The 15563-nt window shown below is 65.2% G+C and carries 12 protein-coding genes; 4 read left to right on the top strand and 8 right to left on the bottom strand.

Going from position 1 to position 15563, the window contains the following annotated elements:
- Positions 1 to 14: 14 nt before the first annotated feature.
- On the bottom strand, positions 15 to 764 hold the full coding sequence (locus DKT70_RS13075; RefSeq protein WP_111559561.1) for an electron transfer flavoprotein subunit beta/FixA family protein: 750 nt from the start codon (positions 762 to 764) through the stop codon (positions 15 to 17).
- Between the two features lie 219 nt (positions 765 to 983).
- Here DKT70_RS13075 and DKT70_RS13080 point away from each other — a divergent pair, with 219 nt between their 5' ends.
- The gene (locus DKT70_RS13080; RefSeq protein ID WP_111559592.1) at positions 984 to 2006 is read left to right on the top strand and encodes a GlxA family transcriptional regulator; all 1023 of its coding nucleotides are present in this window, start codon (positions 984 to 986) and stop codon (positions 2004 to 2006) included.
- 54 nt (positions 2007 to 2060) lie between these two features.
- Here the strand turns inward: DKT70_RS13080 and DKT70_RS13085 are convergent, their stop codons facing one another.
- Positions 2061 to 3701 carry a BCCT family transporter gene (locus DKT70_RS13085; RefSeq protein ID WP_111559593.1) on the bottom strand — a complete coding sequence of 547 codons (1641 nt, stop codon included), beginning with the start codon at positions 3699 to 3701 and terminating at the stop codon, positions 2061 to 2063.
- A gap of 395 nt (positions 3702 to 4096) precedes the next feature.
- Between DKT70_RS13085 and purU the strand changes: the two genes are divergently transcribed.
- On the top strand, positions 4097 to 4954 hold the full coding sequence (gene purU, locus DKT70_RS13090; RefSeq protein WP_111559562.1) for a formyltetrahydrofolate deformylase: 858 nt from the start codon (positions 4097 to 4099) through the stop codon (positions 4952 to 4954).
- A 75-nt stretch (positions 4955 to 5029) separates the two neighbouring features.
- On the opposite strand, the gene glyA is transcribed toward purU, so the two are convergent.
- The 5 genes from glyA to DKT70_RS13115 all read right to left on the bottom strand — a co-directional run bounded on the left by glyA (position 5030) and on the right by DKT70_RS13115 (position 11465).
- On the bottom strand, positions 5030 to 6292 hold the full coding sequence (glyA, locus tag DKT70_RS13095; protein ID WP_111559563.1) for a serine hydroxymethyltransferase: 1263 nt from the start codon (positions 6290 to 6292) through the stop codon (positions 5030 to 5032).
- Positions 6293 to 6370: 78 nt separating this feature from the next.
- Positions 6371 to 6901: a sarcosine oxidase subunit gamma gene (locus tag DKT70_RS13100; RefSeq protein ID WP_111559564.1), complete on the bottom strand. Its 531-nt coding sequence runs from the start codon at positions 6899 to 6901 to the stop codon at positions 6371 to 6373.
- Positions 6902 to 6911: 10 nt separating this feature from the next.
- Positions 6912 to 9902, bottom strand: a complete 2991-nt coding sequence (locus tag DKT70_RS13105) for a sarcosine oxidase subunit alpha (protein WP_111559565.1) — start codon at positions 9900 to 9902, stop codon at positions 6912 to 6914.
- Positions 9899 to 10201 carry a sarcosine oxidase subunit delta gene (locus DKT70_RS13110; protein ID WP_111559566.1) on the bottom strand — a complete coding sequence of 101 codons (303 nt, stop codon included), beginning with the start codon at positions 10199 to 10201 and terminating at the stop codon, positions 9899 to 9901. The genes DKT70_RS13105 and DKT70_RS13110 overlap by 4 nt, the downstream gene beginning before the upstream one ends.
- Before the next feature lie 10 nt (positions 10202 to 10211).
- Positions 10212 to 11465 carry a sarcosine oxidase subunit beta family protein gene (locus DKT70_RS13115; RefSeq protein ID WP_111559594.1) on the bottom strand — a complete coding sequence of 418 codons (1254 nt, stop codon included), beginning with the start codon at positions 11463 to 11465 and terminating at the stop codon, positions 10212 to 10214.
- Positions 11466 to 11560: 95 nt separating this feature from the next.
- On the opposite strand from DKT70_RS13115, the gene DKT70_RS13120 reads away from it, so the two are divergent.
- The gene (locus DKT70_RS13120) at positions 11561 to 12604 is read left to right on the top strand and encodes a GlxA family transcriptional regulator (RefSeq protein ID WP_111559567.1); all 1044 of its coding nucleotides are present in this window, start codon (positions 11561 to 11563) and stop codon (positions 12602 to 12604) included.
- On the opposite strand, the gene hpbA is transcribed toward DKT70_RS13120, so the two are convergent.
- Positions 12571 to 14607, bottom strand: a complete 2037-nt coding sequence (hpbA, locus tag DKT70_RS13125) for an N-methyl-L-proline N-demethylase HpbA (protein ID WP_111559568.1) — start codon at positions 14605 to 14607, stop codon at positions 12571 to 12573. The two genes, DKT70_RS13120 and hpbA, sit on opposite strands and share 34 nt — an antisense overlap.
- Positions 14608 to 14759: 152 nt before the next feature.
- On the opposite strand from hpbA, the gene DKT70_RS13130 reads away from it, so the two are divergent.
- Complete coding sequence (locus tag DKT70_RS13130) at positions 14760 to 15395, top strand: TetR/AcrR family transcriptional regulator (RefSeq protein WP_111559569.1); 636 nt, start codon at positions 14760 to 14762, stop codon at positions 15393 to 15395.
- The last annotated feature ends 168 nt before the right edge of the window (positions 15396 to 15563 follow it).

Here is a 15563-nt window from a genome sequence, read left to right on the forward strand (position 1 = left end):
GGTCTCTCCCAGGTTCAGATGACGGCGGCTTCGGTCTTCAGCTTGTCCAGCAGTTCGGCGACGCTGCCGACCTTGATGCCGCTGGCGCGGGCGACAGGCTCCTCGACACGCAGGACGGTCAGGCGGGGGGCGATGGGCAGGCCCAGATCTTCGGGGGTCTGCTGGACCAGCGGCTTTTTCTTGGCCTTCATGATGTTGGGCAACGAGGCATAGCGCGGTTCGTTCAACCGCAGATCGGCGGTCACCACGGCGGGCAGCGTGACGCGGATCTGCTGAAGACCGCCGTCGATCTCACGCGTGACCAAGGCATGCGCGCCCTCCATCTCGATCTTCGAGGCAAAGGTCGCCTGGCTCCAACCCAGCAGCGCGGCCAGCATCTGGCCGGTCTGGTTGCAGTCGTCGTCGATGGCCTGCTTGCCCAGAATGACCATCCCGGCCCCTTCGGCCTGCGCCACCCGCTGCAAGATCTTTGCGACAGAGAGCGGCTCGACCCGACCATCGGCCAGGATCAGGATGGCCCGGTCGGCACCCATCGCCAGCGCGGTGCGCAGCACCTCCTGCGCTTGGGCGGGACCGACCGAAACGACCACCACTTCGGTGGCCTCGCCGGCTTCCTTCATGCGCACCGCCTGTTCGACCGCGATCTCGTCAAAGGGGTTCATTGACATCTTGGCATTGGCCAGATCCACGCCGCTTCCATCGGTTTTCACGCGGATCTTGACGTTGTGATCGACCACCCGCTTGACCGGGACCAGGATCTTCATGGCGTTTCCTTTCTGTCGGGCACCCTGGTGACAGGGCGGGTTCGGGGCGGCGCATCGATCCGGTCCGGCGACCTGCATTCGGGGCCATCCGATCAGGCTGATGACAGCACCGTCTGGCCGTCACATTGCCTTTCGACCGACAGTTGCGACAGGACATTTGCGTCATCGCGGGATTAGGGCTACGACATGGAACCGACACATTCAGCCGAAGGCCCCGCCATGAGCCTTGCCCCCACCCTTCCTCGCCACACGGTGCTGCGACCGATCCGCAGGCAACAAGGACAGCCGCGCCTGTCTGTCGGCTTCATTCTGGCCCGGCGCTTCACGCTCTGCGCCTTCGCGAATTTCGTCGATGTCCTCCGGCTGGCGGCCGATGAGGGCGATCGCAGCCGACCCATCCTGTGCAACTGGACGGTATTGTCGGACACGATGGAGGCCGTCACCTCCAGCTGCGGGATCGGCGTCCAGCCCAAGGAGCGCTTGGGCGATCCGGCGCGATTCGATTACGTCGTGGTGATCGGCGGATTGATGGAGGACGAGGCGGTCCTGCCCCCTGTCTATCACCGTTTTCTGCATGATGCTGCGGCGGCGGGGGTGCCGCTGGTGGGCGTCTGCACAGGCGCGTTCCTGCTGCATCAGGCGGGGCTTCTGCACGGCTATCGCTGTTGCGTCAGCTGGTTTCACCACGCCGATTTTCTGGAACAGTTCGAAGGGCTGAACCCCGTCACCGACCAGATCTTCGTGGTGGACCGCGACCGGCTGACCTGTTCGGGGGGCGCCAGTTCGGCCCATCTGGCGGCCTATCTGGTCGACAAGCATGTCGGCCGCGCCCAGGCCAGCAAGAGCCTGCACATCATGATCATCGACGAGGCCCTGCAGGCCGAAAAGCCGCAACCCGGCATCACCATGGATTTCAAGACCCGCGACCCGATGGTCCTGCGCGCGCTGCTGCTGATGCAGCAGAACATCGAACAGCCCTTCACCGTGGCCGAGATCGCGCGCCGCATCGGTCACAGCAAGCGTCAGCTGGAGCGCCATTTCCAGGCGGCGCTTGGCACATCGCCCCAGGCCGCCTTCCTGGACATGCGCCTGTCACTGGCGCATCACCTGATCGTCTCGGGCGACCGGGCCATTTCGCAGATCGCGCTGGAATGCGGGTTCTGCGATTCATCGCATCTGAGCCGGATGTTCCGCCGCCGCTATGGCCAGACCCCGCAGGCGCTGCGGCTGGTGCATGCCTGAACGCAAAGGGCCCCCGCAGCGGATGCGGGGGCCAGATTGCCGTCCGGTGCGGGTTCAGCGCGGTTCGCTGGCCAGCCCTTTCCAGGTCGCCACGCACATCAGCAGCAGCAGTACCGTGAAGGGCAACCCGGTCGAGATCACCATCGATTGCAGCGATGCCAGCCCACCCGCCGACATCAGCAGGACGATCGCGATGATCGCCTCGAAGACGCACCAGAAGACGCGCTGCGGGATCGGCGCATCGACCTTGCCCCCCGAAGTGATCGTGTCGATCACAAGCGACCCCGAATCCGACGAGGTGACGAAGAACACGATCACCAGCACGATGCCCACGAAGGAGGTGACCTGCGCCAGCGGCAGAGCGTCCAGCATCGCGAACAGCTGCAGCGGCAGGTCGGCGTCGCGCACCGCGCCATAGCTTTCGCGCACCAGCTGGCTGATCGCCTCGCCGCCAAAGATCGACATCCACACCACGCAGACCAACGACGGGATCAGCAGCACGCTGATCAGGAATTCCCGCACCGTCCGGCCGCGCGACACGCGCGCGATGAACATGCCGACGAAGGGCGACCAGCTGATCCACCAGGCCCAGTAGAAGGCCGTCCAGCCCTGCATGAAGTTCACGTCGTCGCGCCCCACCGGATTCGACAGCGCCGGCAGATACTGGACATAGGCCAGCAGAAAATCGCCCATATCGGTCAGAAGCAGCAGGGTCGGGCCCGCAAACAGGACGAACATCAGCAGCGCAAAGGCCAGCACCATGTTGATCTCGGACATGCGCTTGACGCCGGCCTCAAGGCCGCGAACCACCGAATAGAGCGCAATGGCCGTGATGCCGATGATCAGGATGATCTGCGAGGTTTCGTTGATGGGCATGCCGAACAGCTTGTTGAAGCCGGCATTGGCCTGCACCGCACCTAGTCCAAGCGACGTCGCCAGGCCGAACAGCGTGGCAAAGACCGCCAGGATGTCGATCAGGTGTCCCGGCCAGCCCCAGACCCTTTCCCCAAAGATCGGGTAGAAGGCCGAACGGATCGTCAGTGGCAGCCCCTTGTTATAGCTGAACAGCGCCAGGCTGAGCCCCACCACCGCATAGATCGCCCAAGGATGCAGCGCCCAGTGGAAGATCGTGGCGGCCATGCCAAGGCGGATGGCCTCCTCTTGCGTGGCGGCGGCGCCAAGTGGGGCCCAATCGGTGCGGATGCCGTCCGCCCCCGCCGCGATCCCGCCCGAGGACGATCCGAAATGGCTGAGTGGTTCGCTGACGCCATAGAACATCAGCCCGATGCCCATCCCCGCCGCGAACAGCATCGAGAACCAGCTGACATAGCCGAAATCGGGGACCGCGTTTGCGCCTCCAAGGCGGATCTTGCCATAGGGGCTGACGACCAGCACCAGGCACATGATGACGAAGATGTCGGCGGCGGCGATGAAGAACCAGTCGAAGCCCTTGGTCACGCCGGAAAAGAGACCGCTGAACAGGTCGCCTGCCAATGTCGGGAGGGTCAGGGTGAATATCACAAAGGCGATGATGCAGATCGCCGAGATCCCGAAGACCGGATTGTGGACGCTGAAGCCCCAGGGCCCCAGATGTCCTTCGATATTGTCCTGGCCGACCTGATAGTCGGTCTGGATCACGCTTTCGGGCGGGGGGGTATCCGCCTGCGGCCCGGCTTCCTCGCCGTACTTTGTGATAAAGGTCAAGCTTTCGTCCTCCTGAGTTGGCTTTGTGCCTGCCTGAAGGGGCCTCTTCGATGATCACCGTCTTGGTCGTGGCGCATGGCATGTCGGCATCGGACGGCCAGGGCGCGTGGTGCCCCGGCCGGACAGAGAGACGGGCTCTCCGGCGTTCTTTCCCTGCAATCTGCGGCTTACCCGGCGAAGGGACGTGACAAGCAAGATGAAGTTTGACGTTTATGTGGCGAAGTGACGCAAGGTCGCAGAATGCATGCGACATTCCCGCGGTAGCATCGCGTCGCACCTTTGTCGGAGGCCGCAGCCCGCCTCTGCGTCAGCCCCACCGACTGGCGCAAAGCTGCTGGCACGGCGTCGCAAATCTTCACGCCCGCACCGGCCACAGCCGCTAGGCCTTGGAGTATCGGCCGATCACGCGATCGGCCCCCGCGGCCGGTCTGGCCAAGGCGGGCTGCAACATTCACGACAGTTCGCAATTCACCGATCTGCAGAACGACCGCTTCTTCATGCGGCTCAGCCTCATGTCCGAACAGGGCAAGTCCCGCGACGATCTGGACCGGGACCTGCGGGAAGCGACCGAAGGCACCGATATCGTCCATGCCTTCCATGATCCCTGCCAGAAGATGAAGGTCGTCATCATGGTCAGCCGCTTCGGCCATTGCCTGAACGACCTGCTGTACCGCTGGCGGATCGGGGCGCTGCCGATCGACATCGTGGCCGTGATCTCGAACCACATGGATTACCAGAAGGTCGTCGTGAACCACGACCTGCCCTTCCACTGCATCAAGGTCACCAAGGACAACAAGGCCCGCGCCGAGGCCGAACAGATGCGTATCGTGCAGGAGGCCGGCGCCGAGCTGATCGTGCTGGCACGCTACATGCAGGTCCTGTCGGACGAGATGTGCCGCAAGATGTCGGGGCGCATCATCAACATCCACCATTCGTTCCTGCCCAGCTTCAAGGGCGCGAACCCCTATCGCCAGGCCTTCGACCGGGGCGTCAAGCTGATCGGCGCGACCAGCCATTACGTCACCGCCGATCTGGACGAAGGCCCGATCATCGAACAGGACACCGTCCGCGTCACCCACGCCCAAAGCGCCGGCGATTACGTCAGCCTGGGTCGCGACGTCGAAAGCCAGGTTCTGGCGCGGGCGATCCACGCTCATATCCATCGGCGCGTCTTCATCAGCGGCGACAAGACCGTCGTCTTCCCCGCCAGCCCGAACGAATACGCGTCCGAACGCATGGGATGACCCCGGCGGGCTTGCCGCCGGGGCCTTGCGGCGGCATCACCCTGCCGCCGCGGTGACCGGAATGCCCATGGGGCATCAGTGATAGATGGGGAAACGATCGCAGATCGCCTTGACCTGGGTGCGGACGCTGGTTTCGGTGTCGACGCAGCCATCGGGATTGGTGGCCAGCGCCTTCAGGACGCGCAGGATCATCTCTCCGATCTGGCGGAATTCGGCCTCGCGGAACCCACGGGTGGTGCCGGCGGAACTGCCAAGGCGGATGCCGCTGGTGACGAAGGGCTTTTCGGGGTCGAAGGGGATGGCGTTCTTGTTGCAGGTCAGGCCCGCGCGCTCCAACGCGATCTCGGCGGCCTTGCCGGTCACACCCAAGGGGCGCAGGTCGCACAGCACCATGTGGCAATCGGTGCCGCCCGACACGATGCCCATGCCCCCCGCCGTCAGCGTGTCGGCCAGCGCGCGGGCATTGGCGATGACATCGCGGGCGTAATCCTTGAACGACGGTTGCAGCGCCTCGCCGAAAGCCACGGCCTTGGCGGCGATCACATGCATCAGCGGGCCGCCCTGATTGCCTGGGAAGACGGCCGAGTTGAACTTCTTGGCCAGATCGTCGTCATTGGTCAGGATGACGCCACCGCGCGGGCCGCGCAGGGTCTTGTGCGTGGTCGAGGTGACGACATGGGCATGGGGCACCGGGTTGGGGTATTCACCCGCCGCGATCAGGCCCGCGTAATGCGCCATGTCCACCATTAGCCAGGCGCCCACCTCGTCCGCGATGGCGCGGAAGGCGGCGAAATCCATGTGGCGCGGATAGGCAGATGCGCCGGCCACGATCAGCTTAGGCCGTTCGGCCAGCGCCAGCTCGCGCACCTTGGCCATGTCGATCAGGTGGGTGTCGGGCTCGACCTCATAGCTGACGACCTGGAACCATTTTCCGGACATGGTGACGGGCGAACCGTGGGTCAGGTGACCACCATGCGCCAGCGACAGGCCCATGATCTTGTCGCCAGGCTGCAGCAGCGCCAGAAAGACCGCCTGGTTGGCCTGGGCGCCGGAATGCGGCTGGACGTTCACATGGCCCGCCCCGAACAGCTGCTTCAGGCGGTCGCGGGCGATATCCTCGACCGCGTCCACGAATTCGCAGCCACCGTAATAGCGTTTGCCGGGATAGCCTTCGGCGTATTTGTTGGTCAGGACCGACCCCTGAGCCGCCAGCACGTCGGCCGAGACGATGTTCTCCGAGGCGATCAGCTCGATCTGATCCTGCTGGCGTAGCAGCTCGTGGCCGATGGCATCGGCGATGGCGCTGTCCGAGATGGCAGGGGTCTTGAAGTCCAGCATGGAGGTTCCTTTCGGCATGACGGGGCCGCCCGCGACCATCAGTGTCGCGGCGGGACGGGGACAAGGGGGTGGCGGGGCCTAGAGGCCCGATCGCAGCTCGACCATCACCTGGTCAAGAATGGCGCGCACATGGGGCAGAAAGCTGCGCCAGACATCCATGCGGAAATCCTGACGGTCGTCGCGCCACAGGGTGACGGTGGCGCTGTCGTAAAGCGTCCGCGCCCCCTGCCCCACAGGCATCGCCTCGATGTCGCGGGGGCAGCCGGTGGTCAGTGCGGTCAAAGCCTGCGCGCCCGATATGCGCAGCGTGATCTCTCGGTCGCTGATCTCGACCAGGCTGTGCGGGATCTGGCCATAGGCATTGCGGGACGCCGCGACCAGCGGTGCGGCATTATCGACAAGGATGGTCCATTCGTCGGGGCCAAGGCAAAAGACCTCGGCCCCCGCAGCCGTGGCGCGCTGGCCGATGGCGGTCGGCAGGTCCAGCGACAGCGCGGCGGCCAAGGCTGCGCGGTTGCCGGGACGCACGCGCAGGGAAAATCGCGGGTGCCAGGGAAGTTCCTCGATCAGGAAGGGTGCGCTGTCGAAATCGTGGCGTTGCGTGGTCATTTTCCGCTCCTCAGGCCTTCAGCCGTTCGCCGTCAGGGTCATAGAAGTTGGTCGAGGTGATCGTGGCCTGCACCGTCCCTTCCGGCATGGGGATATGCACCGTCCTGCCCATCATCGCATGGCCGCCGGTGATGACCGCCATCGCGATGGGCCTGCCAAGGGCCACCGAGTCATAGGACGAGGTGACGTGACCGGCCATGGTCATCGGCAGGCTCTGGTTCGGGTCCAGCACGATCTGCGCACCCTCCTCCAGCCGGGTGCCGTTTTCGGTCAGCAGGCCGACCAGTTGCTTGCGGTTCGGCGCCACGATGTCGGGACGCTGCAGCGACCGCTTGCCGACGAAGTCCTTCTTGGCCTTGCCGATGGCCCAGTCCAGACCGGCATCCTGCGGGGTGACGGTGCCGTCGGTGTCCTGGCCCACGATGATATAGCCCTTTTCGGCGCGCAGGACGTGCATCGTCTCGGTGCCATAGGGGCAGATGTCGTATTGCTGCCCGGCCTCGTGGATGGCTTGCCACAGCTGCATTCCATGGCGGGCGGGGACGTTCACCTCGAAGCCCAGTTCACCGGTGAAGCTGATGCGGAAAAGGCGCGCGGGCAGACCCGCCACGGTGCATTCCGCAACCGACATATGCGGGAAGTTCACGTCCGACAGGTCCAGCCCTTCGACCAGCTTTTCCAGCACCTTGCGCGCGTTCGGGCCGTTCAGCGCGACCGTGGCCCATTGTTCGGTGGTCGAGGTCAGCCAGACGTCCAGGTCCGGCCATTCAGTCTGAAGATAATCCTCCATCATATTCATGACGCGCGCGGCACCGCCGGTGGTGGTGGTGACATGGAACAGGTCGGGCGACAGGCGGCCGATGACGCCGTCATCGCGGATGAAGCCATCCTCGCCCAACAGCAAGCCGTAACGGCAGCGGCCCGGCTGCAGCTTGGTCCAAGGGTTGGTATACATGCGGTTCATGAATTCGACCGCATCCGGTCCCGTGACCTCGATCTTGCCCAAGGTGGACGCGTCGAACATGCCGACCGAGGCGCGCGTCGCACGGCATTCGCGCGCGACAGCTTGGTGCATGTCCTCGGCCCCTTGCGGGAAATACCAGGCGCGGCGCCACAGCGACACGGGTTCGAACACCGCGCCCTGAGCCTCGGCCCAAGGGTCGATCGGCGTCTTGCGGGTGATCTCGAACGTCGCGCCCTTGTGGTAACCTGCGAAGGCCCCGAAACTGGTCGGCGTATAGGGCGGGCGGAAGGTCGTCAGCCCCACCTGCGGGGGCTCCTTGCCCAAGGCGTCTGCGGCGATCATCAGCCCGTTGATGTTCGACATCTTGCCCTGGTCGGTGGCCATGCCGTTGGTGGTATAGCGCTTGACATGCTCGATGGACCGCATGCCTTCGCGGACGGCCAGGCGGATGTCCTTGGCAGTCACGTCATTCTGGTAATCGACAAAGGCCTTGGCTTTGCTGGGGCTGCGGTCGGTCGGCAGTTCCGTCTGGCTTGTGCCGGTGCCGGGGCGGTCGCCCTCGACCCGCGCATCGGACCCGGCGGCATCGCGGCCAAGGGCCTTGGCGGCGGCGATGCCGGCCTTCACGCCGTCCGCCAGCACCGGACCGTAGCCCCACAGCCCGCGACCGGCCCCGGCGATCTGGCAGGCCTCGGTCTTGTGGTTCGGCAGGAAGGTACGGCTGTCGGCATCCCAGGCCAGCGACCCCTTGGTGTGGGAAAACAGGTGCAGCGACGGCGTCCATCCGCCGCAGATCAGCAGCGCGTCGCAGGCGATCTTGCGGCCCGCGCCGACCTGCCCATGACGAACCGGATTTACGCGCACGGACTTGACCCGCAGGCGACCCTCGGTGCCGGTGGCGGTGTGGCCGGTCAGGACCTGAATGCCCCGCTTGCGGGCGGCGTCCAGCAGATCGCTGCGCACGCTGGTGCGAGTGTCGGCGATGACCGCCACCCGCGCGCCCGCATCGACCAGATCAAAGGCGGCGTAATAGGCGCTGTCATGGCTGGTCACCACGGCGGCATTATCGCCCACCTTGACGCCATAGCGGTTCAGATAGGTCTGCGCGGCCCCGGCCAGCATGACGCCCGGTCGGTCATTGCCGTCAAAGACCAGCGGCTTTTCCAAGGCACCCTGCGCAAGGATCACCTGCCCGGCGCGGACATGCCACATGCGTTCGCGCGGCGCGCCATGGGGCGGCTGGTCCAGGTGGTCGGTGACGCGCTCGACCAGACCGACGAAGTTCTGGTGGTAATATCCGATGGCCGTGGTGCGGGTCATCAGGCGGACGCCGGCGGCGCGCAGCTGCGACAGCTGTTCTGCCAACCAGGCCCAAGACCCGCGCCCTTCGATGCGGACCGATGGATCGGACAGCAGCGATCCGCCCAATTCGGGGTTTTCATCCACCAGCATGACGCGGGCCCCCGATTTGGCCGCCGTCAGCGCCGCCGCGATCCCCGCCGCGCCGCCGCCCACGACCAGCACGTCGGTGTGCAGGTTGCGGTGCGCATAGTTGTCGGGGTCGGTTTCGGTCGGCGACTTGCCCAGGCCTGCGGCGGCGCGGATGAAGGGCTCGTAGACCTTGTCCCAGAAGCTGCGCGGCCACATGAAGGTCTTGTAGTAGAAGCCGGCCGAAAACAGCATGTAGGCGCGGTCGTTCAACGCCCCGATGTCGAAGGACAGGCGGGGCCATTTGTTCTGGCTTTCGGTGGTCAGGTTCGCGCGCAGCTCCTGCACGGTGGCGCGGGTGTTGGGCTCGAACCGTCCCGGCCCGCGGGACGTGCCGATCAGGGCGTTCGGTTCCTCGGACCCGGCGGTGACGGCGCCGCGCGGGCGGTGATACTTGAACGACCGCCCCATCAGGTGCACGCCGTTGGCCAACAGCGCGGAAGCGACCGTGTCGCCGCGCAGGCCCTGATAGGTGCGCCCGTCGAAGGTGAAGTTGACCGGCGCGGCAGGATCGACGCGCCCCATGCCGGGGATGCGGTGACGGCTCATTCGGCAGCCTCCTTCACGGCGGTCAGGTCGGGGCGGGCTTCACCGGCCTTGTAGGTCATCAGGAAACGGTCGCTGACAGTGTCGCGCACCGCGTTGAAGAAGCGGGCGCAGCCGTGGACGTGCCGCCAGCGTTCGAAATGGGGTCCACGCGCGTTGGTGCGGATGAACAGATAATCGCGCCATTCCTCATCCGTCAGCGTGGACGGATCGGCGGGGCGGTTGATATGCGCCTCTCCGGCATAGGCGAATTCGGATTCGGGCAGGGTGGCGTCGCAATAGGGGCAATGGATCAGCAGCATCGTAAACCTCTCAGTGTGCGACGGCGGCGGCGGCGGCTTCGTCGATCAGCCGGCCGGTGGTGAAGCGTTCAAGCGTGAAGGGCGCATTGATCGGGTGCGGTTCGTCCTTGGCCACGGTCCAGGCCAGCGTATGCGCGGCCCCCGGCGTCGCCTTGAAGCCGCCCGTGCCCCATCCGCAATTGACGTAGAGACCCTTGACCGGGGTCTTGCCGATGATGGCGCTGCGGTCGGGGGTGACGTCCACGATGCCGCCCCATTTGCGCAGCATCCGCATGCGGTTGAAGATGGGAAAGACCTCGCAGATGGCGGCGACGGTGTGTTCGATCAGCGGCAGGCCGCCGCGCTGGCTATAGCTGGTATACTGGTCGGTCCCCGACCCGATGACCAGTTCGCCCTTGTCGGATTGGCTGATATAGGCGTGGACCGTGTTCGACATGACGACGCAGGGAAAGATCGGTTTGACCGGTTCGCTGACCAGCGCCTGCAGCGGATAGCTTTCCAGCGGCATCCTGACGCCTGCGCTGTCCATCACGACGCTGGTGTGGCCGGCGGCCGACACGGCGACCTTTTTGGCCTTGATGAAGCCCTTGGCGGTATCGACACCCTGTACCGACCCGTCCGGCCCGCGCCGGATCGCGATGACCGGGCAGTTCTGGATGATGTCGACGCCGCGCGCCGCCGCCGCCCGGGCATAGCCCCAGGCCACCGCATCGTGCCGCGCCGTGCCCGCCCGCATCTGCAACGCTGCGCCCATCACCGGGTAGCGCGCGTCGGGGCTGATATTCAGCGGCGGGCAGAAGGCCTTGGCCTCTTCCTTGGACAGCCAGCGGTTGTCGACGCCGTTCAGGCGGTTGGCATGGATGTGGCGCTGGAAGGATTGAACGTCATGGACGTTATGCGCCAGCATCATCACGCCGCGCTTGGAATACATGACGTTGTAGTTCAGCTCTTGACTCAGGTTTTCCCACAGGTCCAGCGCGTGATCATAGAGCTTTGCGCTTTCGTCATAGAGATAGTTCGACCGGATGATGGTGGTGTTGCGGCCCGTGTTGCCGCCACCCAGCCAGCCCTTGTCGATCACCGCGACATTGGTGATGCCGTGTTCCTTGGCCAAGTAATAGGCCGCGCCCAGCCCATGCCCGCCCGCGCCGACGATGATGACGTCGTATTCTGCCTTGGGCTGGCTGTCGGGCCATTGCTCGCGCCAGTTTTTATGCCCGGTCAGCGCATTCCTGAGCAGGGACATCGCAGAGAAACGTTGCATGGCGGGTGCCCTTTCGTCGAAGCTGGCTGTCACGTTACCGTCGGGTCCGACGTCAAAATTGTAGATTTGCGTCAGCAATCCTGTAGCTTTGCGCCATGACACCGCCACCGCCCCCGTCCCGCAACCGCCTGCGCGTCGCCTTTCTTCTGGCCGACCAGTTCACGCTGTCGGCCTTTGCCAATTTCGTGGACGTTCTGCGGCTGGCGGCGGACGACGCCGACAAGTCGCGGCGCATCCTGTGCGACTGGTCGGTGCTGGCCGAACGGATGGACCCGGTCGCCTCCAGCTGCGGGGTGCGGGTCCAGCCGGACACGCCGTTGCGCCGGGCGGGGGCGTTCGACTATCTGGTGGTCGTCGGCGGGCTGATCAGCGACCGCGCGGCCTTCGGGGCCGGGGCCTTGGACTTCATGCGTCAGGCGGCCGCGCGGGGCGTGCCGCTGGTGGGGCTGTGCACGGGGGTCTTCACCCTGCAGGCGGCGGGGCTGCTGCAGGGGTATCGCTGCTGCGTCAGCTGGTTTCACCATCAGGACTTCCTGGACCGGTTCGACAGCGAAACGCCGGTCTCGGACCAGATCTTCGTCGTCGATCGCGACCGCCTGACCTGTTCGGGCGGGCACGGCACGTCGCATCTGGCAGCCTTTCTGGTTCAACGCCATGTCGGCCAATCCGCCGCCACGAAAAGCCTCAACATCATGATGATCGAAGACGCGCTTGGCGGTCAGCGCGCCCAACCGGGCCAGATGCTGGCCCGGCAGGCGCGGGACGATCTGGTCAAGCGCGCGGTCTTGAAGATGCAGCAGAACATCGAAGCGCCGCTTGGCATCGAACAGATCGCCGCCGCCCTGAACACCGCGCGTCGCACGCTGGAACGGCGCTTTCAGGCCGATCTGGGGCAATCGCCGCGCCGCATCTATCTGGAGATCAGGCTGGACCGCGCCACGGCCCGATTGCGGCGCAGCAACCAGTCGGTGACGGATGTCGCGCTGTCCTGCGGTTTCTGCGACGCGCCGCACCTGACGCGGGCCCTGAAATCCGAACGCGGAATGACGCCGGGCGACATCCGCAGCGGCATGTCCGAAACCCGCCAGCCCTTGGCGCCAGGCGATCAGATATCCTTGACCAATCGCAGCGCATCATAGATCGCCGCATGGGTGTTTCGCGCGGCGACCGCGTCACCGATGCGGAACAGTTGGAAGCGGCCTTCGGGATTGTCGTCGACCCATTGGGGCAGGCCCGCCAGCAGGGCGTCGTGATCCAGCCGTCCCAGGTTGCGCGACAGGGGCTTCAGGTCAAAATACAGGTCGTCCAACGGGCGTGTGCCGTGGTTCACCACCACCTGATCGACCAGCCTGTCGCGCGTCATGCCACCGTAATCGCTGCCAAGCGTGGCGCGCAGGCGGTTGCCCTCGCGGGCCACCGACAACAGCCGCCAAGTGACCGTGAAGGTCACGTCGCGGGCCTGAAGGCTGCGCATGTAGGGGACCAGGTTCATGGCCATCACCTCGGGGGCGAAACTGCGGTCTGGGGTCACGATCTCGACCCGTGCGCCGGTGGCTGCGATGATGTCGGCGGCCTGAAGGCCCGCATGATCGCCCGCATCGTCAAAGATCAGGACGTCTTGGCCCGGCTTGACGTCCCCCGACAGGATGTCCCAGGCCGAACAGACCAAGTCATTGCCCGCGCCCAGCACCTCGGTATGGGGCAGGCCGCCGGTGGCGATGATCACCGCGTCGGGCCGCGTGGCCAGCACGTCATCGACTTCGGCGAAGGCGTTGAAACGGAAGGTCACCCCCCGCTTCTGGCACATTGCCATCCGCCACGCGACGATCGAGATCATCTCGCGCCGCCGTTCCTGCCGGGCGGTCAGGCGGATCTGGCCGCCGGACTGGTCGGCGGCCTCGAAGACGGTGACGGCATGGCCGCGTTCGGCGGCGATGCGGGCAGCTTCAAGGCCCCCCGGACCGGCACCCACGACCGTCACGCGGCGCGGTTCAGATGCCGCCGGAATGTCGTGGGGCATCGTCTCCTCGCGCCCGGTGGCGGCGTTGTGCAGGCAGAAGGCCAGCCCGCCCTGATAGATGCGATCCAGGCAGTAATTCGCGCCGACGCAGGGACGGATGTCATCCTCGCGCCCTTCCACGATCTTGCGCACCAGATGCGGGTCGGCCATATGCGCCCGCGTCATGCCCACCATGTCGACCAACCCCGCCGCGATGGCATGACGCGCCGTCGCCACGTCGGGGATCTTGGCGGCATGGAAGGTCGGAAATTCGGTGGCCTTCCGGATCCGTCCCGCAAATTCCAGATGCGGCGCGTTGCGCATGCCCTGCACCGGGATCACGTCAGTCAGGCCGGCATCGGTGTCGATATGGCCGCGCACCACGTTCAGGAAATCGACCAACCCGCTGTCCTTCAACTTCTGCGAGATGGTGATGCCATCATCGGCCCCAAACCCGCCCGGCAGGCATTCGTCGCCGGTATAGCGCAGGCCCACCAGAAAATCCGGGCCACAACGTTCGCGGATGCCGCGCAGGATGTCGAAGGTAAAGCGCAGGCGGTTGTCCAGGCTGCCGCCGTATTCATCCTCCAGGTCATTGGTCAGGGGGGACCAGAACTGGTCCATCAGATGGCCATAGGCCTGCAGTTCCAGCCCGTCCAGCCCGGCGGCCTTCATCCGTTCGGCCGCATCCACATAATCGGTGATGATGCGCTGGATGTCCCAATCCTCCATCTTCTTGGGGAAGGAACGATGCGCGGCCTCGCGTTCGTGGCTGGGCGACACGACGGGCAGCCAGTCGGCCTTGTCCCACCGCGTGCGGCGGCCCAGATGGGTCAGCTGGATCATCACGGCCGTGCCGTGGTCATGGCATTCGTCGGTCAATCGCTTCATCCAGCCGACGACCTCGTCCTTCCAGGCCAGGATGTTGTTGAAGACCGGCGGACTGTCGCGCGACACCGCCGCAGACCCCGCCGTCATGGTCAGCGCCACCCCCGCGCGGGCCCGTTCGACGTGATAGGCCCGATAGCGGTCCTTGGGCATTCCGTCTTCGGGATAGGCCGGTTCATGGCTGGTGATCATGATCCGGTTGCGAAGTGTCAGATGTTTCAGTCGATAGGGCTGCAAAAGCGGATCGTCGGACATAGTGTTGCCTTCCTGCTGCCGGGGGGGGGGGTCGAAAGACGGAAACCCAGAATGTTCATATGTGTCAAGATAATTTACGCCACTGTCTGGCCAAAGTTCTTTGGTGAACAATCCGCTTGTTGCCTCGGGCACTTTCCCACTAGGGTTCGGGGATGGATGAACAGGATGTCACAGCCGCCGGATGGCGGGGATCTCGGGATGGCTGGCTCGAGGCGGGGTACCAGGCGCTGATCGAAGGTGGTGTCGACGCCGTCAGGATCATGCCTTTGGCCAAGCGGCTTGGGCTGTCGCGCACCAGTTTCTATTGGTTTTTCAAGGACCGCGAGGCGTTGCTGGCGGCACTTCTGGACGGATGGGCCGCGCGAACCACCACCCCCCTGGTCGCGGCGACGACCCATTATGCCGAAACCCAGGCCGAGGCGATGCTGAACGTCATCGGCTGCTTCCTGTTGCCGGAAACCTTCGACGCGCGGCTGGAATTCGCGATCCGCAGCTGGGCCTTGCAGGATCAGGCTGTGGCGGACCGGGTCGCGGCCGCGGACGACACCCGCCTGTCGGCCCTGTCGAAGATGCTGCAGGGCTGGGGACATGATGCGGCATCCGCGGATGTTCGCGCGCGCACCGTCTATCTGGTCCAGATCGGCTATATCTCGATGCGGGCCGTCGAGGATCTGCAGACGCGCCTGGACCGCATCCCCACCTATGTCGAGATCTATACGGGCACCCGCCCCGCCCCCCGCGAGATCGCCCGCTTCAATGCGCGCTTTCAGGACCGTGGGGCTGCCTGACATGCTCGCGTCCTGTTTGGCCAAGGGGCAAGCCGGCCCTTGAGCAAAGCTGAAATGATCCACGCCGATCTGGGAACCGTTGGTCCGCCATGCCCTGATCGAGAATTTGGGCGGCCAAGGCAGTATTATCACAGGCATGGTGATGACCACCGACAGCGTGCCCGAAAC

This window comes from Paracoccus sediminilitoris, from assembly GCF_003259195.1.
GTDB lineage: Bacteria > Pseudomonadota > Alphaproteobacteria > Rhodobacterales > Rhodobacteraceae > Paracoccus > Paracoccus sediminilitoris.

Coding starts and splice junctions, on each gene's coding strand:
- DKT70_RS13075 (WP_111559561.1), bottom strand. CDS start 764: ATGAAGATCCTGGTCCCGGTCAAGCGGGTGGTCGATCACAACGTCAAG.
- DKT70_RS13080 (WP_111559592.1), top strand. CDS start 984: ATGAGCCTTGCCCCCACCCTTCCTCGCCACACGGTGCTGCGACCGATC.
- glyA (WP_111559563.1), bottom strand. CDS start 6,292: ATGCTGGACTTCAAGACCCCTGCCATCTCGGACAGCGCCATCGCCGAT.
- DKT70_RS13100 (WP_111559564.1), bottom strand. CDS start 6,901: ATGACCACGCAACGCCACGATTTCGACAGCGCACCCTTCCTGATCGAG.
- DKT70_RS13105 (WP_111559565.1), bottom strand. CDS start 9,902: ATGAGCCGTCACCGCATCCCCGGCATGGGGCGCGTCGATCCTGCCGCG.
- DKT70_RS13110 (WP_111559566.1), bottom strand. CDS start 10,201: ATGCTGCTGATCCATTGCCCCTATTGCGACGCCACCCTGCCCGAATCC.
- DKT70_RS13115 (WP_111559594.1), bottom strand. CDS start 11,465: ATGCAACGTTTCTCTGCGATGTCCCTGCTCAGGAATGCGCTGACCGGG.
- DKT70_RS13120 (WP_111559567.1), top strand. CDS start 11,561: ATGACACCGCCACCGCCCCCGTCCCGCAACCGCCTGCGCGTCGCCTTT.
- hpbA (WP_111559568.1), bottom strand. CDS start 14,607: ATGTCCGACGATCCGCTTTTGCAGCCCTATCGACTGAAACATCTGACA.
- DKT70_RS13130 (WP_111559569.1), top strand. CDS start 14,760: ATGGATGAACAGGATGTCACAGCCGCCGGATGGCGGGGATCTCGGGAT.